The following is a 23,682-nucleotide window of genomic DNA, read 5'->3' on the forward strand; positions in this document are numbered from 1 at the left end:
CAATCCCGGCCCTGCAGCACCCGCCACAAGCAAAGAAGCCCTCCGCATGGAGGGCTTCTTTTGTTGGGAGGCCGCGCCCGGCGCTCAGCGCAGCTCGCCGTACTGGGTGCTGCTCAGGTCGGGCGAAGGGCTGTCTGCCCCAGGCATTTCGGTGTCTTCAAACCCGGTGGGCTGCGCCGGAGGCAGCAGGGGGCCGGAGCGCACAGGCACACCCGGCTTGGCAGCCGCTGCCGGGGCCGCCGTGGCGCCTGCGGCGTTGGCCAGGGCGCGCTTGAAGGCAGCCACTTCGTCGGCCTCGATGGGTTCGAACCGGGGGGCTGGGCGCGGCTCGCCCACCGGCGCCGCCACGGGGGGCCGGGACGGCGCAGCGGCGACCAGGGGAGGGGCCGGGCGCTGGGGTGCTGCGGCGGCGGGTGCGGCCGTGGGTGCAGGCGCTGGCGCTGACGCTATGGGGAAGATGGGGTTGGCAGGTGCCACTACTGGGGCGGGCGCCGCCACGGGCGGCTTGCGCAGCGGTGCTGCGGCCACCGGCGCCGGTGGCACAGGCAGCGCCGCCCCCTGGGGCGCCACGCCCTTTTGGGGAATGCCCACGGCCACGTGGTCGTTGATGCGCCAGTACACGGCCGTCACCAGGATGTCGTAGCGGGTCTTGGCGGTCTGGGCGATCAGCGCCTCGATCTCGGAGAGGCGCACCGTCTCGCCGCCATATTCGCGCGCCAGGTCCATCATCACCAGGAACTGCCGGCCACGCTGGTCCAGCGACAGCACCTTGAACTTGTAGCTGGCCGACAGCACCCCAGCGCGCACCATGGCATCGCGCACCACGGTGTAGAGCAGCTCGCGGCGCTCCATGCGCTCGTTCTTGCGATTGGCCGCGTGTTCGAGGGGTGGGGGCTCGACCAGGGGTTTGCCCGAGCGGCCAGGGTGCAGCGGCACGGTGGCGTCGGCATTCAACAGACCCGACGGTTCTGCGGCTGGCCGGGGCTTGGGGGGGGCGGGTTTGCGGCTGAACCAGCTGAACAGGGACATGGCTTGCTTTCTTCGGATGGTGCCTGGACAAAATCCAAATCGAGTGTAACTTGCTGTACCCCTTGCACAGCCCCGAACAAGCCCGCAAATCCCGCGTCTGCGGGGCGCCTGTCAGGTCGCCGCAACGCGGCGGCGGCGGTTGCCCAGGCGCTTGGCCAGCACCGCCCCGGCAGCCATCGCCAGGCCCAGGGCTATGGCGGGCTGGCGGTTGGTGAGTTCGGTGAAGCGGATGGCCGTGAGGCTCCAGAGCTTGCAGGGCGCGCTGGCCTGCACGGTGGCACTGCGCGCGCGGTGCGAGAAAAACGCTCCTTCGCCCACCACGGAGCCCGCGCCCACGATGGCCAGGCGCAGGCGTTCTTTTTCGTCCTGGTAGTGCACGCTCAGGCTGCCGCTCTCCACCAGGTACAGGGTGCGGTCGGTGGCCCCCTGGCTGAAAAGCACCTGCCCGGCGGGCAGCACCACGGGCAGCAGGTAGGACGAGAGCACCTCCCACTGCGCGGGGGAGAGGGGGTTGGTCATGCTGTCGTCAGCGGTGGTTTGCGCAATGGCGTCCAGCAAACCTTTGAGGTCAACCTTGATGGCAGCGGGGGTGGGGGCATTCATGATGCGTCGAAAGTACCGTTGTTACAGATCAGACACAAGCGCTGTTTACGTCCGTTTACAACATAAGCGACAGGCGGCGGCGCGGGCACCCTGGCCGGGCGCCAGAACTACTTGCCGATGCAGAAGCTGGAGAAGATCACGCCCAGCAGGTCGTCGGAGCTGAACTCGCCGGTGATGGCGCTCAGGGCGTTCTGGGCCAGGCGCAGCTCCTCGGCCAGCAGATCGAGGGCCGGGCCCTGGGCCTGCAGCTGGTCGGCGGCCTCCTGCAGGTGGGCCGATACGGCGCGCAGCGCCTCGATGTGGCGCGCGCGCGCGATGTAGAGGCCTTCGGGCGCAGACTGCCAGCCCGCCACCTCCAGCAGGATGCGCCGCAGCCCGTCCAGCCCCTCGCCCGTGCGAGCAGACAACCACACGCCCCGCCGGGTTTCGGCCTGCCCGGCCCCTTCTGCGGCGATGGCCGCCGCCGCCGGGGCGCGGTCCAGCTTGTTCCAGACATCGATCACCGGGATGGTTTGGGGCAGTTTTTGGGCCAGTGCGCTCGCTATTTCTGCCTCAGCAGCTATGTATTCCATAGCATCCTGGCGCGACAGGTCGTGCAGGAACAACACCGCATCGGCACCCGCAATCTCGTCCCAGGCGCGGGCGATGCCGATGCGCTCCACCTCGTCCTCGCTGTCGCGCAGGCCCGCAGTGTCGATGATGTGCAGGGGCACACCCTCGATCTGGATGGTCTGCTGCACCTTGTCCCGCGTAGTGCCGGCAATGGGGGTGACGATGGCCAGCTCGGCCCCGGCCAGGGCATTGAGCAGCGAGCTTTTGCCCGCATTGGGCTGCCCGGCAATCACCACCTTGATGCCCTCGCGCAGCAAGGCGCCCTGGCGCGCCCGCTGCATGACCGAGGCCAGTGTTTGCTGCAAGTTCGATAGCTGCCCGTGCGCATCCGCCTTGCGCAGGAAGTCAATTTCTTCTTCAGGAAAGTCCAGCGTGGCCTCCACCAGCATGCGCAGGTGGATGAGCGCGTCGCGCAGTGTGTGGATCTCGGCCGAGAACGCGCCGGTGAGCGAGCGGCTGGCGCTGCGGGCTGCGGCCTCGGTGCTCGCGTCGATCAGGTCGGCAATCGCCTCGGCCTGGGCCAGGTCGATCTTGTCGTTCAGGAAAGCCCGTTCGGTGAACTCGCCCGGCTGGGCCACGCGCAGGCCCGGCAGGCAGGGCTGGCCCGTGGCCGGGTCGGTGGCGGCACCTGCCTCCAGGCAGCGCGCCAGCAGCAGTTGCAGCACCACGGGGCCGCCGTGGGCCTGCAGCTCCAGCACGTCCTCGCCGGTGTAGCTGTGCGGGCCGGGGAAATACAGCGCCAGCCCCTGGTCGATGGCCTGGCCCTGCGCATCCCGAAACGGCAGGTAGGTCGCCTCGCGGGGCTTGAGGGTGCGGCCGCACAGCGCCTGCACTAGCGCTGCCAGCCCTTTGCCCGACACCCGCACGATACCGACGGCCCCGCGCCCGGGGGCAGTGGCGATGGCAACGATGGGGTCGTGGTGGCGGGCAAGCATGGGGCGACTGTACAGGGTGGGTGGGCAAGAAAAAGGCCGCTTGCGCGGCCTTTTTGGGTCAGTTCGGTGGCGTCAAGCGTTGCCGCAGCACCATCACTTGAAACTGGGCAGATTGAACTGCGGTGGCACGCCCATGCGGGTGTTAATGATCCACTGCTGTGCAATCGACAGGATGTTGTTCGTCAGCCAGTACAGCACCAGACCGGCCGGGAAGAAGAAGAACATCACGCTGAAGATCAGCGGCATGAACCACATCATCTTGGCCTGCATCGGGTCGGGCGGTGCGGGGTTCAGGGCCGTCTGCAGCAGCGAGCTGAGCGTCATCAGCAGGGGCAGGATGAAGAACGGGTCGGGCGTGGACAGGTCATGGATCCAGCCGATCCAGGGCGCATTGCGCATCTCGACGCTGGACAGCAGCACCCAGTACAGCGCAATGAACACAGGGATCTGGATCATGATGGGGAAGCAGCCACCCATGGGGTTGACCTTTTCCTCGCGGTAGATGCGCATCATCTCCTGCTGCATCTGCTGCGGCTTGTCCTTGAGGCGCTCGCGCATCTCCATGATCTTGGGGTTGATGGCCTTCATCTTGGCCATGCTCGCGTAGGCCTTGGCGTTGAGCCAGTAGAACGCGATCTTGAGCAGCAGCACCAGGCCCACAATCGCCCAGCCCCAGTTGCCCAGCAGCTTGTGCAGCTGGTCCAGCAGCCAGTACAGCGGCTTGGACAGGATGGTGAGCCAGCCGTAGTCCTTGACCAGTTCCAGGCCGGGGTAGAGCTTCTCCATCATGGTCTCGACCTGTGGGCCCGCAAACAGGCGCGCGTCCACGGTCTTGCTCGTGCCGGGCTCGATGGCACCCAGGGAAGTCAGCATGCCCACCGAGTACAGGTTGGTGTCCACCTTGCGGGTGAACAGCTCGCGCTGGGTGCCGTCGGCCAGCAGCCAGGCGGCGGCAAAGTAATGCTGCACCATGGCCACATAACCATTGGGCGAATCGCGGGGGATATCGACCTTGCCGTTCTCGATGTCCTTGAACTCGATCTTCTGGTACTTCTTGGCGTCGGTGTACACGGCCGGGCCGGTGAAGGTGGAATAGAACGACGACTCGCCCGGAGGCTTGTTGCCATCACGCACCAGCTGCAGGTACAGCTGGGGCGACACGGCAGCGCTGCCGGTGTTGACGATGTCGTGCTTGACGGCGATGTCATAGGCGCCGCGCTTGATGGTCCAGGTCTTGACCAGCTTCACGCCACCCTGGTCGGGCGACTCGAAGCGGATGCTCAGCTCGTCCTGCCCGTCCTTGAGTTCGCGCGGGCCGGGCACGGCGGTCATCACGGTCTTGTGCGTGGGGAAATTGCCGCCGATCAGGCCGGTCTGCGCCACGTAGACACGCTGGGCGCTTTCGTCCAGCAGCAGGAAGTTGCGGTTCTTGTCGGTCAGGTCGGCGTGCTTGAGCAGTTCGGCATGGGTGAGCGAGCCGCCTTCGCTGTCGAAGGTGAGGCGGTACAGGTCGGTCTTGACCTCGATGCGCTCACGCGCGGCTGCGGGTGCAGTGGCCGCTGCGGGCTGGCCCGGGACGGCCGCAGCGCCCTGGACAGCAGCCGCTGCCACGGGCGCAGAGGACACAGGGACGCTGGCCGCGCCCGTGGCACCGGACGCTGCACCTGCAGCGGCAGGCGCGGTCACGGCCGGGGTGGTAGGGAAAAACGTGGCCTTGTTGCCGTTGTGCAGTTGCCACTTGTCCCACAGCAGAACCATGGAAAAGCCAAAAATCACCCACAGGATGGTGCGGCGAATGTCGTTCATGAAGACTTCTTTGGTGAGGGTGGTTGGGTGGTGGTGGAGGATTGTTGCAGCCGCGAAAAAAGCCTCATGCCGCGCGGCAGTTCTCGGGGGACCGGATCGTGGCCCCCATCACACCAGGGGTGGCAGCGTACCAGCCTGCGCACCGTGAGATAGCTGCCTGCCGCCGCGCCATGCCATTCCAGCGCTTGCAGTGAATAGGCCGAACAGGTGGGCTCGAACCGGCAGGCCGACCCCAGCCAGGGGCTGAGGAAAAACCGGTAGCCCTTGACCAAGCCCATCAGCAGGCGCTGCATGATCATGGCGCCACCTCGTGGGCAGGCCGGACCTGCGGGACAGGCGCCGGTGCGGGCACTGCAGCCCCGCCACCCGCACGCCGGGCGGCATGGCCAAACAGCTGCAGCAGCTCTGCACGCACGGCCTGCTTGAGCTGGTCGGACGTAGCGCTCACAAACTGTTTGCGGTCAAACGCCGTGCGCAGCCGCACCACATGGGCTGCCTGGGGCAGGCGCGCTTCAAATGCCGCGCCCACGGTGTAGATCTGCCGCTTGATGGTGTTGCGTGTCACGGCACGGCGCGCCCAGCGCTTGGGCACCATGGCACCCAGCCAGACATCCGGCACGGCAAACAGGGCCTGCGGCCCTTGCGTTGATGGCAAGGAACCGGGCCCTGTGGGTGCAGCACTGGCGGGGGGGTTGGCAGCAGCGCTGCCAGCCGCATCCAGCACCAGACGGTGCAGCGCAAAATGCGCTGTGCGGGAGACTGTGCCCCCAGCCATGGCGGCCTGGAACTGCGGACGGGTTTTTAGCCGTTGCATGCAGGCACCCCGTTTGGAACCTGACGGTACAAACCGGGGGCAGGCGGGGAGCAGACCGTAGACCGGGACGGCCTTAGACGGCCAGGCGCTTGCGGCCCTTGGCGCGGCGTGCGTTGATAACGGCACGGCCGCCGCGGGTCTTCATGCGGACGAGGAAACCGTGGGTGCGCGCGCGGCGCGTCTTGGAGGGCTGGTAAGTACGTTTCATGGTGCTATTCCTTGAGGTTCAGTTCCGGACTGCTGCTCTTGAACCCCTGCCTTGCCCAGCTGAAAACCAGCCAAACAGAAGCAGAAATAACGGCGCGCCGGGTCAAATCACCCTGAACACATTCAGGGAAACCCAAAATTATCGCAGGCTTGTTGCCCTCTGGCAATGCCTTTCGGCTGGCAGGCCTATCCGCAAGCCGCCCGGCGGAGCCAACACAGCTCCTTTCGCCCCGCGCCAAGCGGGCCTTCGACGATCACCAGGTGCCCGTTTTGACACCCCAAGGATGCCAGTCCATCAACCCCGGAATCCCCCGATGACAGCAGCCACCAAAATGTGGATAACTCCTTGACAAGCTACAATCCGCCGCCCAGCACCGTTCCTCCTATCCACAACAAGAATTCCCGATAAATGACCGAGGAACCCACCCGCAGCGCCCAACCATCCCCCGGAGCCGATGCCGGCCAAGGCCTGTGGCAAGCCTGCGTAGAACAACTGGCGCAAGACCTGCCGGAACAACAATTCAACACCTGGATCAAGCCCCTGGTCGCCCAGGTGGCCGAGGATTTCTCCAAAGTCACCCTGCTGGTGGCCAACCGCTTCAAGCTGGACTGGATCCGTGCCCAGTACGCAGGCCGCATCGCCTCCCTACTGGAGGGCCTGTACGGCCAGCCGGTCTCACTGGAGTTAGCGCTCGCTCAGCGGGAATCCGTGACCCGTACTTATGTGCGCCCCGCGTCGCCCGAGCCCTCCAGCACCCCGGCACCGGCAGAATCCCCGGCCGCCAGCATCGACGAGGCCCCGGCCGGCGCCTTCCGTAACCGGCTGAATGCCGCGCTCACGTTCGAGACCCTGGTGGAGGGCACGGCCAACCGCATGGCACGCTCGGCCGCCATGCACGTGGCGGGCATGCCCGGGCACCTGTACAACCCTTTGTTCATCTACGGCGGCGTGGGTCTGGGCAAGACCCACCTGATGCACGCTGTGGGTAACCGCCTGCTGCAGGACAAGCCCGACGCCAAAGTTCTCTACATCCATGCGGAGCAGTTCGTGTCGGATGTGGTTAAGGCCTACCAGCGCCGCACCTTCGACGAGTTCAAGGAACGCTACCACTCGCTGGACCTGCTGCTCATCGACGATGTGCAGTTCTTTGCCAACAAGGACCGCACGCAGGAAGAATTCTTCAACGCGTTCGAGGCCTTGCTGACCAAGAAGAGCCACATCGTGATGACGTCGGACACCTACCCCAAGGGCCTGACCAACATCCACGACCGCCTGGTGTCGCGCTTCGATTCGGGCCTGACGGTGGCGCTGGAACCGCCCGAGCTGGAAATGCGCGTGGCGATTCTGATCAACAAGGCCCGCGCCGAAGGCACCGAGATGCCCGAAGAGGTCGCCTTCTTCGTCGCCAAGAACGTGCGCTCCAACGTGCGCGAACTCGAAGGCGCACTGCGCAAGATCCTGGCGTATTCGCGCTTCAACCAAAAGGAAATCTCCATCCAGCTCGCCCGCGAGGCGCTGCGTGATCTGCTGTCCATCCAGAACCGGCAGATTTCTGTGGAAAACATTCAGAAGACGGTGGCCGACTATTACAAGATCAAGGTCGCCGACATGTACAGCAAGAAGCGCCCGGCCAGCATTGCCCGCCCGCGACAGATTGCGATGTACCTGGCCAAGGAGCTGACGCAAAAGAGCCTTCCGGAGATTGGAGAATTGTTCGGCGGGCGCGACCACACCACGGTTTTGCACGCGGTGCGCAAGATTTCGGGCGAGCGCCAGCAGCTGACCGAGTTGAACCAGCAGTTGCATGTGCTGGAGCAAACGCTCAAGGGCTGAACCTGCGTGATCGAGGTGCCCCAGAGAAAAGGCCCCTTTAAGGGGCAAAATGATGGGTTGTGCAGCAGGGGGAGGCACAACCCGTGCCGCTGTCCAAGCTCCGTTCCAAAAACCACAAGAGGTTGAAGACATGATCGTCCTGAAGGCAACACAAGACAAGGTTCTCGCGGTACTGCAGTCCGTGGCTGGCATCGTCGAGCGCCGGCACACGCTGCCCATCCTGGCCAATGTGCTGATCCGCAAGACGGGCAATGCCCTGCAGCTGACGACCAGCGACCTCGAAATCCAGATCCGCACCACCGCCGAGCTGGGCGGCGACACCGGCGACTTCACCACCACCGTGGGTGCGCGCAAGCTCATCGACATCCTGCGCACCATGCCCGGCGACCAGACCGTGAGCCTGGAGTCGCAGCAGTCCAAGCTGGTGCTCAAGGGTGGCAAAAGCCGCTTCACGCTGCAAAGCCTGCCCGCCGAAGACTTCCCGCTGGTGCAGGAATCCGCCGCGTTCGGCCCCGTGTTTGCCGTGCCCCAAAAGACGCTGAAGGACCTGCTGGGTCAGGTGTCGTTTGCGATGGCCGTGCAGGACATCCGCTACTACTTGAACGGCATCCTGTTTGTGGCCGAAGGCAAGCAGCTCAGCCTGGTCGCCACCGACGGCCACCGCCTGGCCTTTGCCAGCGCCACGCTGGATGTGGAAGTGCCCAAGCAGGAGGTCATCCTGCCGCGCAAGACCGTGATCGAGCTGCAGCGCCTGCTGAGTGACGCGGGCGGCGAAAACCAGCCGCACATCGAGATGCAGTTTGCCAACAACCAGGCGAAGTTCACCTTTGGCGGCATGGAGTTCGTCACCAAGCTGGTCGAGGGCAAGTTCCCCGACTACAACCGCGTGATCCCCAAGAACCACAAGAACAGCATTACCCTGGGCCGTGCGCCGCTGCTGGCCAGCCTGCAGCGCACCGCCATCATGACCAGCGACAAGTTCAAGGGCGTGCGCCTGAACCTGGAGCCCGGCACCCTGCGCGTGGCGTCCAACAACGCCGAGCAGGAAGAGGCTGTGGACGAACTCGATATCGACTACGGTGGCGACACCATCGAGATCGGCTTCAACGTGACCTACCTCATCGACGCACTGGCCAACATGGGCCAGGACATGGTGAAGGTGGAACTGTCGGACGGCAACAGCTCTGCGCTGATGACCATCCCCGACAACGACAGCTTCAAGTATGTGGTGATGCCCATGCGCATCTGAGGCGCCCCTCCCACCTGCCGCACAGCCACGCAGCCGAACCCTGTTTACTATCGTATTGATAGCTACTAGCGCTTACTGGATAGGCGGTAGAGCCCAATTTGACCATTGAAACTATTGGAAACCCACCGGTTTCCACGGACCCCAAGGCCCACCATGACCGCTGATAACAACCTGCCCGAGCAAGAACCTACCGGCACGGGTGAGCCTGTTCCCAACAAGATCGACACCAACCAGGCCGGTGCGAGCGAAAGCTATGGCGAAGGCGCCATCACCATCCTCGAAGGCCTGGAGGCCGTGCGCAAGCGCCCCGGCATGTACATCGGCGACACGAGTGACGGCACCGGCCTGCACCACCTGGTGTTCGAGGTGGTGGACAACTCCATCGACGAAGCACTGGCCGGCCACTGCGACGACATCGTCGTCACCATTCACACCGACAACTCCATCAGCGTCACCGACAACGGCCGTGGCATCCCCACCGGCGTGAAGATGGACGACAAGCACGAGCCCAAGCGCAGTGCCGCCGAAATTGCCCTGACCGAGCTGCACGCGGGCGGCAAGTTCAACCAGAACAGCTACAAGGTGTCCGGCGGCCTGCACGGCGTGGGCGTGAGCTGCGTGAACGCGCTCAGCAAATGGCTGCGCCTGACCGTGCGCCGCGAAGGCAAGGTGCACCAGATCGAATTCGCACGCGGCTTTGTGCAAGACCGCCTGCTGTCCACCGTGGACGGCTTTGAAGTCAGCCCCATGAAGGTGACCGGCGAGACCGAAAAGCGCGGCACCGAAGTGCACTTTTTGCCCGACACCGAGATCTTCAAAGAAAACAACGACTTCCACTACGAGATCCTGGCCAAGCGCCTGCGCGAACTCTCGTTTTTGAACAACGGCGTGCGCATTCGCCTCAAGGACGAGCGCAGCGGCAAAGAAGACGACTTCTCGGGCGCTGGCGGTGTACGCGGCTTTGTGGAGTTCATCAACAAGGGCAAGACCGTCCTGCACCCCACCTCGTTCTACGCAGCCGGTGAACGCCCGGCCGAGACGTATGGCGGCATCCCCGGCACGCACATCGGCGTCGAAGTCGCCATGCAGTGGAACAGCGCGTACACCGAGCAAGTGCTGTGCTTCACCAACAACATTCCCCAGCGTGACGGCGGCACCCACCTGACCGGCCTGCGCGCCGCGATGACCCGCGTCATCAACAAGTACATCGAAGAAAACGAGCTGGCCAAGAAGGCCAAGGTCGAAGTCACTGGCGACGACATGCGCGAAGGCCTGTGCTGCGTGCTGAGCGTGAAGGTGCCCGAGCCCAAGTTCAGCAGCCAGACCAAGGACAAGCTGGTCTCGAGCGAAGTGCGCGCGCCGGTGGAAGACATCGTGGGCAAGCTGCTCACCGACTACCTGCAGGAAAAGCCCAACGACGCCAAGATCATCTGCGGCAAGATCGTCGAGGCCGCCCGCGCCCGCGAAGCCGCCCGCAAGGCCCGCGAAATGACGCGCCGCAAGGGCGTGCTCGACGGCATGGGCCTGCCCGGCAAGCTGGCCGACTGCCAGGAAAAAGACCCCGCGATGTGCGAGATCTACATCGTGGAGGGTGACTCCGCCGGAGGCTCTGCCAAGCAGGGCCGCGACCGCAAATTCCAGGCCATCCTGCCCCTGCGCGGCAAGATCCTGAACGTGGAAAAAGCCCGCTACGAAAAGCTGCTGACCAGCAACGAAATCCTCACGCTGATCACGGCCCTGGGCACCGGCATCGGCAAGGCGGGCGGCACCACCGGAGGCGACGACTTCGACGTGGCAAAGCTGCGCTACCACCGCATCATCATCATGACCGACGCCGACGTGGACGGCGCCCACATCCGCACCCTGCTGCTCACCTTCTTCTACCGCCAGATGCCCGAGCTGGTCGAGCGCGGCCACATCTACATCGCCCAGCCGCCGCTGTACAAGGTGAAGGCGGGCAAGGAAGAGCTGTATTTGAAGGACGGCCCCGCGCTTGACGGCTTCCTGCTGCGCATTGCGCTGAACCACGCGAGCGTGAGCACCGGCGGCGCCAACCCACAGGTGCTGACAGGCGACACCCTGGCCGAACTGGCGCGCAAGCACCAGGTGGCCGAGAGCGTGATCCACCGCCTGTCCAACTTCATGGACCAGGAGGCCCTGCGCGCCGTGGCCGACGGCGTGAGCCTGAAGCTCGACACCGTGGCCGAGGCCGAAGCCAGCGCCGTGGCCCTGCAGATCAAGCTGCGCGAGCTGAACACCACCGGCACCCCCGCCGAAGTGGCGGGTGAGTTCGACGCCCGCACCGACAAACCCATCCTGCGCATCAGCCGCCGCCACCACGGCAACGTCAAGAGCAGCGTCATCACGCAAGACTTTGTGCACGGCGCCGACTACGCCGCCCTGGCCGAAGCCGCCGACACCTTCCGTGGCCTGCTGGGCGAGGGCGCCAAGGCCCTGCGCGGTGAAGGCGACAAGCAGAAGGAAGAAAAGGTGGGCGACTTCCGCCAGGCCATGAAGTGGCTCATCAGCGAAGCCGAACGCACCACCAGCCGCCAGCGCTACAAGGGCCTGGGCGAAATGAACCCCGAGCAGCTCTGGGAAACAACGATGGACCCCAATGTGCGCCGCCTGCTGCGCGTGCAGATCGACGATGCGATCGAGGCGGACCGCGTGTTCACGATGCTGATGGGGGATGAGGTGGAGCCGCGCCGGGATTTCATTGAGACGAATGCGCTGCGGGCGGGAAATATTGACGTTTGATGTAGCTAGCCAACTTGGTTAAACCAGCCATGGACTGGTCTCGGGCCGAGGTTGAGGTGGTTGTTGCCGACTACCTCAAGATGCTCAGTCTTGAACTGGCTGGTCAGACCTACAGCAAGGCTGCGCACCGTCGCGTCTTGCTTGAAAAGCTCAATGGCCGCTCCGAAGGTTCTGTTGAATTCAAGCACTGCAATATCAGCGCAGTGCTGATCCATCTGGGTTGCCCGTATCTGCGCGGATATCAACCACGAGCCAACTACCAACGTCTGCTGCGTGAAGTAGTGGAGCTACAAGTTGACCAGTCCACTGTCCTGGATTCACTAGCGCTTGCGGCTGCGCACTTGCCCGCAATACCCCCAGAGATTGTCGATTTCTCCAGAGTTGAAACCGAAGCGCCGCTAAAGCAACATCGTGTCGGCGAGACAAGTCCACACTACGGCAACCCACCCGTCAAACGGGACTACCTTGCGATCGAGTCCCGCAATCGCTCGTTAGGTCAAGCTGGCGAAGAGTTCGTTTTTCGGTACGAGCAATGGAGACTGGCGCATATCGGCAAGCGCGATTTGGCTGAACGGGTGGAGCATGTCTCGCAAACAAAGGGGGATGGCCTTGGCTACGACATCCTGTCTTTCGATGCGAATGGTCGCGAGCGATTCATTGAAGTGAAAACCACTGCGTTTGGCAAGGACACACCGTTTTTCATATCCAAGAATGAATTGCATTTCTCCCGAAACGCGGGTACTGACTTCACCCTATGCCGCCTGTTTGAATTTCGGCAGACTCCAAAGTTGTTCTCTTTGAAGGGCGCACTGGATCAGCACTGTGACCTGGACCCTGTCACATATCGCGCTAGCTTTTCTTAGTCCTACCGCACGCCGCACGCCATTTGCCTCACCCCCATGCGCTCCCCCATCTCCATCGTTGACGTAGACCGCCTGGACACCTGGACCCGCTACCGCGCAGACCTGTGCGACACCTGCGCGGCCAACTGCTGCACGATGCCGCTGGAGGTGCAGCTCTCGGACCTGGTGCGGCTGGAGCTGGTGGACCCGTTCGAGGCCGAGCATGAAGAAATCCGCCACATTGCCAAGCGGCTGCAGAAGGCGCGGTTGATCGACCACTTCAACCACAAGAACGCCATCTTCACGATGGCGCGGCGGGCCAGTGGGGACTGCAACTTTCTCGACCCCACAACGCGGCTGTGCACGGTGTATGACAAGCGGCCGGAAACCTGCCGCCTGCACCCGCAGAAGAAGAGCCCCAAGCCGGGCTACTGCGCCTATGGGGCGCGGGATTTGCAGCGGCGGGGCTGACTACAGACACGCGCTGAGGTGTCTCGCAACTCTCATCTGCGCAAGCCCACCGCTGTCTGAAACTGTGCCCCCGCGCTCACGCCATGTCGCGCAGCTCGCGGCGCAGGATCTTGCCGACGCTGGACTTGGGCAGGGCCTCCACAAACACGATCTGCCGGGGCACCTTGTAGGCAGTGAGCGCTGCGCGGCAATGGGCTGCGATGTGGTCTGCATCCACCGGTGGCGCAGTGCCCGCCGCGCGCACCACATACAGCCGCAGCGCCTCGCCCGTTTTCTCGTCCGGCACGCCGATGCAGGCGCACTCCAGCACGCCGGGGCAGGCGGTGGCCACGGCTTCGACTTCGTTGGGAAAGACGTTGAAGCCCGAGACGATGACCATGTCCTTCTTGCGGTCCACGATCTTGAGGAAGCCGCGCTCGTCCAGCTGGCCGATGTCGCCGGTGCGGAAGTAGCCGTCGGGCGTGAAGGCGGCGGCGTTGGCCTCGGGCTGCTGCCAGTAGCCGCCCATGACCTGGGGGCCTTTCACGCAGACCTCGCCGGGCTGGCCCAGGGGCACGGGGTGGCCCTGGTCGTCCAGCAGCAGAACGTCGGTGGAAGGCAGGGGCAGGCCGGTGCTACCGCTGAAGGCAGTGACCGATGCGGGGTTGAAGGCCACCACAGGGCTGGTCTCGCTCAGGCCGTAGCCTTCGCGGATGAACTGGCCGGTGATGGCCTGCCAGCGGGCGGATACCGAGGGCAGGATGGCGGCGCCACCGCCGCCCGCCAGCCGCAGGTTGGAGAAATCCACGCCCTGCGTGCCGGGGTGCGCCGCCAGCCCGGCGTACAGCGTGTTGACGCCCATGAACACGCTGGGGCGTGCGGCGTTCAGCATGTCGATCAACCCGTCCAGGTCACGCGGGTTGGGCACCAGCCAGTTGCGCGCACCCACCGCAAAGTAGCTGATCAGGTTCACCATCAGCGCGAAGATGTGATACAGCGGAATGGCCGTGACGATGACCTCTTGCGCGGGGCGCAGGGCATCGGGCACGAAGGCCTTGAACTGCTCCACGTTGGCCACCAGGTTGCGGTGCGTGAGCATGGCGCCCTTGGACAGGCCTGTGGTGCCCCCGGTGTACTGCAGGAACAGCAGGTCGCTTCCCTCCAGCACGGGCGGCGCAAAGGGCAGGGTGGCGCCTTCGGCCAGGGCGCGCGCAAACGAGGTGGTGGTGTGCAGGTGGGCATCCACCGGCGGCCCGGGCAGGTCGGCTGCGGTGCCGTCGCCGGGCGCCACGGTGATGATGCTGTGCAGCTCTACCCGGTCCTGGATGGCGGCCAGGGTCGCAGTAGACCCTACATAGATCACCATCACCCTCGCTCCTGCGTCCTGGAGCTGGTACTCCAGCTCGCGCGGGGTGTACAGGGGGTTCACATTGACCTGCACACAGCCCGCGCGCGCAATGCCGAGCATGGCGATGGGAAACGCCATCAGGTTCGGGCACATCACGGCAATGCGGTCGCCCTTGCGCACGCTCAGCACGTTCTGCAGGTAGGCCGCAAACGCGCGGGATTGCTGGTCTACATGCGCATAGGTCAGCGTCTGGCCCAGGCAGGTGAATGCTGGCCGGTGCGCGTAGCGCTGCATGGCGGCACACAGCAGGTGCACGATGCTGGGATGGCTGTCGGGATCGATGTGGGCAGGGATGGCGCCGTAGCTGGCCAGCCAGGGTTGGGGGGACATGGTGAAACGGTCCTCGATGAGGGTGGAGCAACTACGTGCGGGCAGGCTCAGCGCACGGCCTTGGCCAGTGCGGCAAAGGCTTGCCGGTCCAGCGCGTGGGTGAAGGCGGTGTTGGGCACGGGGTGGGTGGAGAGCTTCACCACCACCAGCTCGGCCGCCGGGTTGATGTGGATGTGCTGGCCCATCAGGCCCTTGGCTTCGAAGCTGCCATCGGCATCGTGGGGAATCCACCACTGGTTGTGGTACGAGTAGCCCGCGCGCATGGCGGTGCCGGGGGCCTTGCTGAACTTGGCGGGGTCGGCGCCCTTGCGCAGCTCGGCAATGGTGGCGGGCGAGACGATCTGCTGCCCGTTGAAGCGGCCGTTGGAGCGCAGCATCTCGCCCAGGCGACCCAGGTCGCGCAGGGTAGCGTTCACGCCCACGCTGGTGGACTGGCCGCCGTTGGCGTCGGCAAACACATACGCGTCCTCCTGCGCGCCCAGCTTGGACCAGATGCGCTCGGACAACAGCGTGGCGTAGCTCTTGCCGGTGACGCGCTGCAGCAGCCAGCCCAGAACTTCCGTGTCCACTGATTTATAGGCAAACGCGGTGCCGTGCTCGCCTTCCTTCTGCACGGTGGGCAGGTGCTCGACCATGCTCTTGGCCACGGTGATGCCGGGGGGCGCGGGCTGCAGGCCGGCAGCGGCCAGGTACTGGAACACGCCCGAGGTGGGGTCGGCAAAGTTCTCGGCGTATTTCACGCCGGTGGTCATGTCCAGCGCCTGCTGCACGGTGGCATCGGCCCAGGCGCTGGTGGCCAGCTCGGGCAGGTAGCGCGGGATGAGTGCGCTGGCGTCAATGGCGCCTTCCTGGATGAGTTCGGTCACCAGCAGGCCCACCAGCGACTTGCTCATGGACCACAGCACATGCGGCTGCTGGGGCTGCATGCCGATGTGATAACGCTCGTACACCACGCGGCCCCGGTGCAGCACCAGCAGGGCGTCGGTGTAGGTGGATTTCTGCCAGTCGGCCAACGTGGTGGGCGCACCCTTGTCGTCGGCAAACGCCAGGGTGTCGGGCAGGGCACGCGGCGCAGCGGGCAGTGCGCTGGGCGCTGCCGCACCGCGCCAGATGGTGGCTGTGGGCCCCAGTTCGCGGAGGTGCTGCGCGGCCCAGCGCACGTTGGGGTATTTGAGGATGTTGGCCAGCCGTACGATCTTGTCGGGTGCCGGAGGGAAGCCCTGCATCAGCTGCAGGGTCACGGGGTTGGTGGCGTCTGGCGGCGGCAGCTGAGGGGCCTGGGCCTGGCTGGCCGGGGCCACACCCAGCAGAGTGCAGGCCAGGGCGAAGGCAGAAAACGAGTGGGTCAGGTGGCGAGGAAAGGGGCGCATGGTGAGAAGACCTCTGTCAAAAAAATTGTGGGAGACGGAAGAACAAACAAGCAGACGGAATCCATCGGGCGGCTCAGCCCCTGGCCGCCAGCAGCGTGCGGATCACGCTCTCGGTGCGCTCGTACTCGCCTTCGCCAAAGTGCTTGTAGCGAATGCGGCCCTGCGCATCGATGAGGTAGGTGGCAGGCCAGTACTGGTTGCTGTAGGCCTTCCAGGTGCCGTAGCGGTTGTCCTGTGCCACGGGGTGCTTCACGCCATAGCGGCGCATGGCCGCCTCGACGTTGCTGGCCGAGCGCTCGAACGGAAACTCGGGCGTGTGCACGCCCACCACCGTGAGGCCCTGGGGGGTGTACCGTTCGGCCCAGCGGTTCACATGGGGCAGGGTGCGGATGCAGTTGATGCAGGCGTACGTCCAGAAGTCCACCAGCACCACACGGCCGCGCAGCTGGGCCAGGCTCAGCGGTTCGGAGTTGAGCCAGCGCTCAATGCCGGTGAACTCGGGCGCAGCGCCAAAGTCGGGCAATGCAGCGGCGGGGCTGGTGGGACCCGTGGCGCTGGCCAGGCCAGGCGCCGCCCATACTGCGGCCAGCGACGCCAGAAACGCGCGGCGCTCAGCAAAAAGGAATGAAGAGGGGTGCGATGCCATGGTGAAAACTCCTTGCAATCGAAGACGGGGCGATGGGGGTGATGGGCTACAGGCCGCCCCAGCCCGAGGGATAGAACTGCGTGAGCCAGGCGGTGATCTGCCCGTCCACCTCCCACAACATGGCCAGCGCAATGGCGATGACCACCACGCCAAACACCTGCTGCACGCGGTGTGCGTGGCGCGCAATGCGGCGCACGTGGGTGGCAGCAGCCTGGCCGCCGTAGGCAATGGCCAGCATGGGCAGTGCTGCGCCGGTGGAATACGCGAGCAGCAGTACGGCGGTGCCCACCCCCGGTGGCTCGGTGGCGATGAGGGTGAGGATGGAGGCGAGCACAGGCCCGGCACAGGGTGTCCAGACCGCGCCCAGGCTCAGGCCCAGCAGCAGCCCGCCCCAGTTACCGCCCCCGCTGCCCATGCCCAGGCTGACCAGGCGGCTGAGCACGCCGCCCGCATATTGGCTGAGCCACTGGAACGGCCGGGGCCACACCGTGAGCACGCCAAACGCCAGCAGCATCACGGCGGCAAACCGGCGCAGGCCTTCTTGCGACACACCGAGCACCTGCGTGAAGCTGCTGAACAGCAGCGCCACCGCAGCGAACGACAGCGCAAAACCCAACGCGATGAACAGCGGGCGTGTGCGCTGCGCAGCACCACCGCCGCCCACCGACGCACCCAGCACCACCGGCAGCATGGGCAGCACGCAGGGCGCGCCCACGGTGAGCATGCCGGCGGCCACGGCCAGCCAGGGTGAGGTGGTGGAGATGGCCATCGTCATTGCGCGCCCCCGTGCTCGGCGGCCGGGCGGCGCCACACCTGTGTCTTACCAAACAGCGGGATGCCCACGTAGGCGCGCACCAGCAACTGGTCGGGCTCGGCCGGGGTGAGGTGGGCGCGGTAGGTCTTGGCGTTCTCGCGGTTGTAGATCTCGCCCTGGTATTCGCTGTTGCCGCCTTCGGCTGCGCGCAGGCCCGACAGCAGCGTCATGCCCAGTGCAGGCCGCGCGTCGGCTGCCGCCATGTCGGTGCCCGGCGCGCTCATGGAGCGGTTGGCCAGCACACGCACCACCTTGCCACACAGGGTGTTGCCCCCGCCAGCGTTGCACGGGGCGATGTTCACCTCCAGGTTGCCGCTTTCGGTGATCCAGCGGCCCAGCGGAGCCTTAGACGGGGATGCAGGCTCAGAGGTGGGTTGGGATGTGGGTTGTGCGGCAGCGGTGGGCCGCGCCTTGGTGGCCTCTTGCGCGCTGGCGGCGTGCGCCAGGCCCAGGGCCAGCAAGGCGGCCACGGCGATGGATGGTTTCATGGCAAGGTCCTCGTGATGTTCAGGAAGACCACATTGAAGCCAGCGCAGGTATCGGCGATTTGTCTGACCAGGGGCTTTTGGTATGCGCGCTTGTCGATGCACCGGGCAGACAAGTTGAGATACATATCTGCCCACCCAGCCCATACCGCTGCACCACCAAAGCCCGGACAATGGCCGCCATGACGACGCCCGCTCCCGACCACATCCTGATCGTCGATGACGACGCCGGCATCCGCGAACTGGCTGCCGAGTACCTGCAGCGCCAGGGCCTGCAGGTGAGTGTGGCCGCCGACGGGCGGCAAATGCGCGAGGTGCTGGCCACGCAGCGCATCGACCTGCTGGTGCTGGACCTGATGCTGCCAGGCACCGACGGCATCGCACTGTGCCGCGAGCTGCGCAGCCCTGGCGCGCCGCCACTGCCCATCATCATGCTCACCGCACGCAGCGACGAAGCGGACCGCATCCTGGGCCTGGAGCTGGGTGCGGACGACTACCTGACCAAACCCTTCGCCGCGCGCGAGCTGCTGGCACGCATCCACGCCGTGCTGCGGCGCACGCGCATGCTGCCGCCCAATCTGGCCAAGGCCGAACCCGCGCGCCAGCTTGCGTTTGGCGACTGGCGGCTGGACACCACCGCACGCCACCTGCTCGATGCTACGGGCGCAGTGGTGGCACTGTCGGGCGCCGAATACCGTCTGCTGCGCGTGCTGCTGGACCACCCGCAGCGCATCCTCACGCGCGACCAGTTGCTGCAGCTCACGCAGGGGCGCGATGCCGATGTGTTCGACCGCTCCATCGACCTGCTGGTGAGCCGTGTGCGCCAGCGGCTGGGCGATGGTGCGCGCGGCTCGCGCTACATCAAGACCGTGCGCAACGAGGGCTATGTGTTCTGCGCCGACGTGCACGCTGCACCAGCGCCCCAGGAGACTGCGCCATGACGCTGCGCGGGTGGCCGCGCTCGCTGTTCGGGCGCATTCTGCTGGTGCTGGCGCTGGGCCTGGCGTTGGCGCATGCGCTGACGTTTGTGCTGGCGTTCACCGAGCGCAGCATGACCATGCGGCGGGCCATGGTGTCGTATTTCGCCAGCGACGTGGCCAGCTCGGTCGCCATGCTGGAACGCCTGCCTGCCACCGAGCGCGCACAGTGGGTGGACCGGCTGGCGCGCCGCAACTACCGCTTTGCACTGGCCGAACCCCTGGACGCACCTGCCGACCCGTCCCAGCTGGCCCGCCTCGTTGCCAGCGCTGTGGCGGCCACACTGCCCACTGACCGCCCGGTGCAGGTGATCGACCCCCATGTGCCGGGCATCGAGCTGCGGCTGCAACTGCGCCTAGCCGACGGTACGCCCCTGGCCGTGGACATGGACGAGCCCCGGCTGCAGATATCGCCCTGGGTGCTGGGCGCGCTGGCGCTGCAGCTGGCGCTGCTGGTGGGCCTGTGCGCCTGGGCCGTGCGTGCAGCCACGCGGCCCCTGAACACGCTGGCCGATGCGGCCGATGCGCTCGGCGCCGACCGCCCCACCGTGCCGCTGGTTGAAGACGGCCCGCGCGAAGTGGTGCGCGCCGCCGTTGCCTTCAACCATATGCAGCAGCGCATTCAGGCGCACCTGCAAGAGCGCATGCAGATCCTGGCCGCCGTCTCGCACGACCTGCAGACCCCCATCACCCGGCTGCGCCTGCGCGCCGACCTGCTGGACGACCCCGTGCTGCAGGGCAAGCTGCACGCCGATCTGGCCGAGATGCAGTCGCTGGTGGAGGAGGGCATTGCCTACGCACGCTCATCCCAGGCCGTGCGCGAGCCCCCGCAGCGTGTGGATCTGCGCGCGCTGGTGGAGAGCATTGCGTGCGACTACGCCGATGCGGGCCTGCCGGTGCAGCTGCTGCACGCCGTGGACGTGATCTGCGACACCCGCCCGCAGGCGCTGCGCCGCCTGCTGTGCAACCTGGTGGACAACGCGCTCAAGTTTGCAGGCGCCGCCGAGCTGACGCTGGAGGCGGGCGCGCCGGGCCAGTGGCTGGTGCGTGTGCTGGACCACGGCCCGGGCATCCCGCCCGCAGCGCTGTCGGCCGTGCTGCAGCCCTACGTGCGGCTGGAGGATTCGCGCAACCGGGGCACGGGCGGCACCGGCCTGGGCCTGGCGATTGCGAACGAGCTGGCCCAGGCCCTGGGCGGGCGGCTGGCGCTGGGGCCACGCGCGGACGGCGCGCAGGGACTGGAGGCGCGGGTGGAGCTGCCAGGCACGCCGCTGCTACAGTGACCGCTCCGTGGACTCCTGAAGGACAACACCGTGGACATCTCTGCCAGCAACCGCGAGCCCAGCGACAGCAACCCACGCATCTGCGTTGGCATTGGCGGCTGGACCTTCGAGCCTTGGCGCAACAACTTCTACCCCGCAGGGCTGGCGCACAGCAAGGAGCTGCAATACGCCAGCCGACAACTCACGGCGATCGAGGTCAACGGCACCTACTACAGCACCTTCAAACCACTCACCTTTGCCAAGTGGCGCGATGAAACGCCCGAAGGCTTTGTGTTCTCACTCAAGGCCAACCGCTTTGCCACGCACCGGCGCGTGCTGGCCGAGGCGGGCGATTCGATCGCACGGTTTGTCGACAGTGGCATCTCGGAACTGAAGGACAAGCTCGGGCCCATCGTGTGGCAGTTCATGCCGACCAAGGCGTTTGAGCCGGGCGACTTCGAGGCCTTTCTGGCCCTGCTGCCGCAGCAGGTGGGTGACCTGCAGCTGCACCACGCGCTGGATGTGCGCCACCCGAGTTTTGCGACGCCAGCGTTTGTGGCGCTGGCGCGCCGCTATGGCTGCGTGCCTGTGTACACCGACTCCGACCAATTTCCCGCCATCGCGGATGCAGAGGCCGACTTTGCCTACCTGCGGCTGATGCGCAGCCAGGCCGATGTGCCCACGGGCTACACGCCCGAGGCGATTGCGCAATGGGCGCATGGCGTGCGCACCTGGACCAGCGGCGAGCGGCCGCGCGATGTGTTTGTGTACTTCATCAACGGCGCCAAAGAGCGGGCGCCGGCAGGGGCGATGGAGTTGCTCAGGCAGCTGGGCGCTACACCGTCTCGCGCTGAGTGAAGCCCTGCGGCGCCTCGCCGCCATCAGGCACATTGCCTACCACCACGCGGTCCACGCGCGCGTGGTCAGGTCCCTGGTGTGCCCAGTCGATGAGGGCCCGCACGGCGGGTTCCGGGCCCCAGGCGCAGGCCTCCACGCGGCCATCCTGGCGGTTGCGCACCCAGCCCGTCACGCCCAGTCGATTGGCGGCCTGCGCCATGGACCAGCGGTAGCCCACGCCCTGCACATGGCCGGTGATCAACAGATGGCTGGTGATGGTGGCGTGGGGTTCTGCGTTCATGGGGGCACTGTAGCGCGCTCCTTGTGGGGAGCCCGCTCCAGGGGCACACTGACAGCACCACCGCACCCCATGACCACCACCCCCAAGGCCCTGCCCACCATCGACCCCCAGCGCTGCACCGGCTGCGGCTGGTGCATTGCGGTGTGCCCGCCGCATGTGCTGTCGCTACAGGTGTTGGGCGCGGGGCCCTGGGGCCCCAAGTGCTCCACCCTGCACGACGCGCCGGGCTGTACCGGGTGTGCGCTGTGCGCGGTGCGCTGCCCGTTCGATGCGATCCGCATGGTGCGGGTGGCGGCCACCCAGGCCCGGTGAGGCCGTTACGCCACGGGTCAACAAAGGCGCGTAAAGGCGGGTTGACAGGCCCCGGCCTGCATCCGGTACACTGCGCCCTTCATGTCGTTCACCTCCCTCCCTATCACCACCGCACGCGCCGCTGCCTTCCAAGGCATGGGCATGATGCCGCCCGCACTCACGCGGGCCAATGGTGAACAGCGGGCACTGGGTGCACGAATGATTACCACCATTACCACCGCGGCCACCTGAGCACGCGCAGGTGGCCGTTTCGGCAGCCACCTGGTGATCGCTCTCTTCTCCCCCAAGACGAATGCACGAAACCCAGCTCTGGCAGCTGGGTTTTTTTGTTTGTTCGTTAGCCGGAGAAGTCCATGTACCGCGATCCCGTCCAGTCCCTCGAAGCCCCATCGTTGCCGTCGTCCGCCACGGCCATGCGCCCTCTGCGCGTGGGCATGATTGGCATTGGCACCGTGGGCGCAGGCACCTTCCGCGTGCTGACGCGCAACCAGGCGCTGATTGCAGGCCGCGCAGGGCGGGGCATCAAGATGGTGGTAGTCTGCGCCCGCAGCCTGGCCCGCGCCATGAGCGTGGTGGGCAAGGATGTGGCCCTGACCAACGACCCGATGCAGGTCGCCACGCACCCCGACGTGGATGTGCTGGTGGAGGCCGCAGGCGGCACCGGCCCCGCACGCGACTGGGTGCTGGCCGCCATCCGTGCGGGCAAGCATGTGGTCACCGCCAACAAGGCGCTGCTGGCCGAGCACGGCAATGAGATCTTTGCCGCCGCGCGCCAGCACGGCGTGGCCGTGGCGTACGAAGGCGCGGTGGCAGTGAGCATCCCCATCGTGAAGGCGCTGCGCGAGGGCCTCACGGCCAACCGCATCGAGTGGGTGGCAGGCATCATCAACGGCACCACCAACTTCATCCTGAGCAAGATGCGCGATGAAGGCGTGGGCTTTGCCGAGGCCTTGGCCCAGGCCCAGGCGCTGGGCTATGCCGAGGCCGACCCGACGTTTGACATCGAGGGCCTGGACGCGGCCCACAAGATCTCGCTGCTGGCGGCCAATGCGTTTGGCATGCCGGTGCGGTTTGCCGATGCGCAGGTGGAGGGCATCACTGCGCTGCAGGGTCTGGACGTGACCTGCGCCGAGCAGCTGGGCTATCGCATCAAGCTGCTGGGCGTGGCCAAGCGGCGACAGGACGGTGACGCCGAAGGGGTGGAGCTGCGCGTGCAGCCCGCGCTGGTGCCCGCCACGCATTTGCTGGCGCATGTGAACGGGTCCATGAACGCCGTGATGGTCAAGGGCGATGCCTCGGGCGTGACGATGTACTACGGCGCGGGGGCGGGGTCGGAGCAGACCGCGTCGGCCGTGATTGCCGACCTGGTGGATGTGGCACGGCTGCAGGGCACCCACGCCGCGCAGCGGGTGCCGCACCTGGGATTTCACGCTGACGCGGTCAACGACAACTTGGCCGTGTTGCCGCGCGCCGCCGTGCACACGCGCCACTACCTGCGTGTGCCCGTGCACCAGGCCCAGCAGATCGAGGCCGTGGGCGCCTGGCTGGCGGCGCAGCAGGTGCCGGTGCTGCGTGTGGAGCTGGCCTGCGAAAAAGCCGCGCCCAACGGCATGGGCCCGCAGGTGCTGGTGCTGACGGACGCGGTGACGCAAAGCACCGTGGACCTGGCCGTGCACGCGCTGGCCGCACACCCCGCCGTGGCCGGGCCCGTGGCGGCACTGCGGGTGGAGATGCTGGAGGGCTGAGGGACAGCGGCGGGAGAGTTTTGAACAAAATAGGCCGCTTGCGCGCGTCCATCA

The 23,682-nt window shown here is 66.1% G+C and carries 24 protein-coding genes; 11 read left to right on the forward strand and 13 right to left on the reverse strand.

What is annotated here, in order from left to right; genetic code table 11:
- Positions 1-84: 84 nt before the first annotated feature.
- From CBY09_RS12140 to rpmH, 7 genes are all read right to left on the reverse strand, one after another.
- Entirely contained in the window at positions 85-1,029 is a 945-nt protein-coding gene (locus CBY09_RS12140; protein WP_094289867.1) for a hypothetical protein, read from the reverse strand.
- Between the two features lie 111 nt (positions 1,030-1,140).
- Positions 1,141-1,632: a Crp/Fnr family transcriptional regulator gene (locus tag CBY09_RS12145; protein WP_063461441.1), complete on the reverse strand. Its 492-nt coding sequence runs from the start codon at positions 1,630-1,632 to the stop codon at positions 1,141-1,143.
- Between the two features lie 107 nt (positions 1,633-1,739).
- Complete coding sequence (gene mnmE / locus CBY09_RS12150) at positions 1,740-3,179, reverse strand: tRNA uridine-5-carboxymethylaminomethyl(34) synthesis GTPase MnmE (protein WP_094289869.1); 1,440 nt, start codon at positions 3,177-3,179, stop codon at positions 1,740-1,742.
- Positions 3,180-3,272: 93 nt separating this feature from the next.
- Positions 3,273-4,985 (reverse strand): membrane protein insertase YidC, encoded by a 1,713-nt coding sequence (yidC, locus tag CBY09_RS12155; RefSeq protein ID WP_094289871.1) that lies wholly within the window; start codon positions 4,983-4,985, stop codon positions 3,273-3,275.
- Entirely contained in the window at positions 4,982-5,281 is a 300-nt protein-coding gene (gene yidD, locus CBY09_RS12160; protein ID WP_094290199.1) for a membrane protein insertion efficiency factor YidD, read from the reverse strand. Before yidD ends, yidC begins: the two co-directional genes overlap by 4 nt.
- Positions 5,281-5,799, reverse strand: coding sequence for a ribonuclease P protein component (locus CBY09_RS12165; RefSeq protein WP_094289873.1), 519 nt, complete (start codon positions 5,797-5,799; stop codon positions 5,281-5,283). The genes yidD and CBY09_RS12165 overlap by 1 nt, the downstream gene beginning before the upstream one ends.
- 73 nt (positions 5,800-5,872) lie before the next feature.
- Positions 5,873-6,007 carry a 50S ribosomal protein L34 gene (gene rpmH / locus CBY09_RS12170; RefSeq protein ID WP_005798102.1) on the reverse strand — a complete coding sequence of 45 codons (135 nt, stop codon included), beginning with the start codon at positions 6,005-6,007 and terminating at the stop codon, positions 5,873-5,875.
- 408 nt (positions 6,008-6,415) lie between these two features.
- Here rpmH and dnaA point away from each other — a divergent pair, with 408 nt between their 5' ends.
- The 5 genes from dnaA to CBY09_RS12195 all read left to right on the forward strand — a co-directional run bounded on the left by dnaA (position 6,416) and on the right by CBY09_RS12195 (position 13,162).
- A complete protein-coding gene (gene dnaA, locus CBY09_RS12175; RefSeq protein WP_094289875.1) occupies positions 6,416-7,840 on the forward strand; it encodes a chromosomal replication initiator protein DnaA in 1,425 nt (474 codons plus the stop codon).
- Positions 7,841-7,970: 130 nt separating this feature from the next.
- Positions 7,971-9,089, forward strand: coding sequence for a DNA polymerase III subunit beta (dnaN, locus tag CBY09_RS12180; RefSeq protein ID WP_063461436.1), 1,119 nt, complete (start codon positions 7,971-7,973; stop codon positions 9,087-9,089).
- Between the two features lie 153 nt (positions 9,090-9,242).
- Positions 9,243-11,849: a DNA topoisomerase (ATP-hydrolyzing) subunit B gene (gene gyrB, locus CBY09_RS12185; RefSeq protein WP_094289877.1), complete on the forward strand. Its 2,607-nt coding sequence runs from the start codon at positions 9,243-9,245 to the stop codon at positions 11,847-11,849.
- Between the two features lie 29 nt (positions 11,850-11,878).
- A complete protein-coding gene (locus tag CBY09_RS12190; protein WP_240515700.1) occupies positions 11,879-12,712 on the forward strand; it encodes a protein NO VEIN domain-containing protein in 834 nt (277 codons plus the stop codon).
- Between the two features lie 36 nt (positions 12,713-12,748).
- Positions 12,749-13,162 (forward strand): YkgJ family cysteine cluster protein, encoded by a 414-nt coding sequence (locus CBY09_RS12195; RefSeq protein ID WP_094289879.1) that lies wholly within the window; start codon positions 12,749-12,751, stop codon positions 13,160-13,162.
- Positions 13,163-13,238: 76 nt separating this feature from the next.
- Here the strand turns inward: CBY09_RS12195 and CBY09_RS12200 are convergent, their stop codons facing one another.
- The 5 genes from CBY09_RS12200 to CBY09_RS12220 all read right to left on the reverse strand — a co-directional run bounded on the left by CBY09_RS12200 (position 13,239) and on the right by CBY09_RS12220 (position 18,197).
- A complete protein-coding gene (locus CBY09_RS12200) occupies positions 13,239-14,879 on the reverse strand; it encodes an AMP-binding protein (RefSeq protein WP_094289881.1) in 1,641 nt (546 codons plus the stop codon).
- Positions 14,880-14,926: 47 nt separating this feature from the next.
- Positions 14,927-16,249 carry a serine hydrolase domain-containing protein gene (locus tag CBY09_RS12205; RefSeq protein ID WP_094289883.1) on the reverse strand — a complete coding sequence of 441 codons (1,323 nt, stop codon included), beginning with the start codon at positions 16,247-16,249 and terminating at the stop codon, positions 14,927-14,929.
- Between the two features lie 73 nt (positions 16,250-16,322).
- Positions 16,323-16,895, reverse strand: a complete 573-nt coding sequence (locus CBY09_RS12210) for a thioredoxin family protein (RefSeq protein WP_094289886.1) — start codon at positions 16,893-16,895, stop codon at positions 16,323-16,325.
- A gap of 46 nt (positions 16,896-16,941) precedes the next feature.
- Positions 16,942-17,670 carry a cytochrome c biogenesis CcdA family protein gene (locus CBY09_RS12215; protein WP_240515701.1) on the reverse strand — a complete coding sequence of 243 codons (729 nt, stop codon included), beginning with the start codon at positions 17,668-17,670 and terminating at the stop codon, positions 16,942-16,944.
- Positions 17,667-18,197 carry a DUF2147 domain-containing protein gene (locus CBY09_RS12220; protein ID WP_094289888.1) on the reverse strand — a complete coding sequence of 177 codons (531 nt, stop codon included), beginning with the start codon at positions 18,195-18,197 and terminating at the stop codon, positions 17,667-17,669. The genes CBY09_RS12215 and CBY09_RS12220 overlap by 4 nt, the downstream gene beginning before the upstream one ends.
- Before the next feature lie 179 nt (positions 18,198-18,376).
- Here CBY09_RS12220 and CBY09_RS12225 point away from each other — a divergent pair, with 179 nt between their 5' ends.
- Genes CBY09_RS12225 through CBY09_RS12235 form a run of 3 tightly spaced genes read left to right on the forward strand, consistent with a single transcriptional unit; the run spans position 18,377 to position 21,291 of the window.
- Positions 18,377-19,135, forward strand: a complete 759-nt coding sequence (locus tag CBY09_RS12225; RefSeq protein WP_094290201.1) for a response regulator — start codon at positions 18,377-18,379, stop codon at positions 19,133-19,135.
- Positions 19,132-20,454 carry an ATP-binding protein gene (locus CBY09_RS12230; protein WP_094289889.1) on the forward strand — a complete coding sequence of 441 codons (1,323 nt, stop codon included), beginning with the start codon at positions 19,132-19,134 and terminating at the stop codon, positions 20,452-20,454. Before CBY09_RS12225 ends, CBY09_RS12230 begins: the two co-directional genes overlap by 4 nt.
- Positions 20,455-20,484: 30 nt before the next feature.
- The gene (locus CBY09_RS12235; protein ID WP_240515702.1) at positions 20,485-21,291 is read left to right on the forward strand and encodes a DUF72 domain-containing protein; all 807 of its coding nucleotides are present in this window, start codon (positions 20,485-20,487) and stop codon (positions 21,289-21,291) included.
- On the opposite strand, the gene CBY09_RS12240 is transcribed toward CBY09_RS12235, so the two are convergent.
- On the reverse strand, positions 21,269-21,571 hold the full coding sequence (locus CBY09_RS12240; RefSeq protein ID WP_094289890.1) for an acylphosphatase: 303 nt from the start codon (positions 21,569-21,571) through the stop codon (positions 21,269-21,271). The two genes, CBY09_RS12235 and CBY09_RS12240, sit on opposite strands and share 23 nt — an antisense overlap.
- Positions 21,572-21,640: 69 nt before the next feature.
- On the opposite strand from CBY09_RS12240, the gene CBY09_RS12245 reads away from it, so the two are divergent.
- The 3 genes from CBY09_RS12245 to CBY09_RS12250 all read left to right on the forward strand — a co-directional run bounded on the left by CBY09_RS12245 (position 21,641) and on the right by CBY09_RS12250 (position 23,628).
- Positions 21,641-21,883 (forward strand): ATP-binding protein, encoded by a 243-nt coding sequence (locus tag CBY09_RS12245; RefSeq protein ID WP_094289891.1) that lies wholly within the window; start codon positions 21,641-21,643, stop codon positions 21,881-21,883.
- An 81-nt stretch (positions 21,884-21,964) separates the two neighbouring features.
- Positions 21,965-22,114 (forward strand): hypothetical protein, encoded by a 150-nt coding sequence (locus CBY09_RS23865; protein ID WP_156358827.1) that lies wholly within the window; start codon positions 21,965-21,967, stop codon positions 22,112-22,114.
- A 122-nt stretch (positions 22,115-22,236) separates the two neighbouring features.
- The gene (locus CBY09_RS12250; RefSeq protein WP_094289892.1) at positions 22,237-23,628 is read left to right on the forward strand and encodes a homoserine dehydrogenase; all 1,392 of its coding nucleotides are present in this window, start codon (positions 22,237-22,239) and stop codon (positions 23,626-23,628) included.
- Positions 23,629-23,682 lie beyond the last annotated feature (54 nt).

The organism is Acidovorax kalamii (assembly GCF_002245625.1).
Classification (GTDB): Bacteria; Pseudomonadota; Gammaproteobacteria; order Burkholderiales; family Burkholderiaceae_C; genus Acidovorax; species Acidovorax kalamii.